The 236-nt window shown below is 53.8% G+C and carries 1 pseudogene; it reads left to right on the top strand.

Annotation, left to right across the window (positions count from 1 at the left end):
* Positions 1-131 (top strand): annotated as a pseudogene (locus HMPREF3139_RS11200) (IS5/IS1182 family transposase); the annotation flags it as partial.
* Between the last annotated feature and the right edge of the window lie 105 nt (positions 132-236).

Below are 236 nucleotides of genomic sequence, written 5' to 3' on the forward strand. Positions count from 1 at the left end.
ACCGTAAATTCCGCTACTCCCGGGCAGCCTATTTCGGGTTGATTAAAGTGAATGCGCAAAGCCATCTGAAGGCGATGTGTTTAAACCTGTTGAAGGCCGCCAACAGGCTAAGCGCGCCTGTTGCTGCCTAAAAGTTTGATGGCTTTGGCTGTCGATACGGTTTTTGCCTTTGCCGTAGGCGGCTTCGGCGTAGATATAGACACCGGTTTGCGCACCGACGGAAACCCCGACGCCGA

This window comes from Neisseria sp. HMSC15G01 (assembly GCF_001808255.1).
In the GTDB taxonomy this organism is placed as follows: Bacteria; Pseudomonadota; Gammaproteobacteria; order Burkholderiales; family Neisseriaceae; genus Neisseria; species Neisseria subflava_A.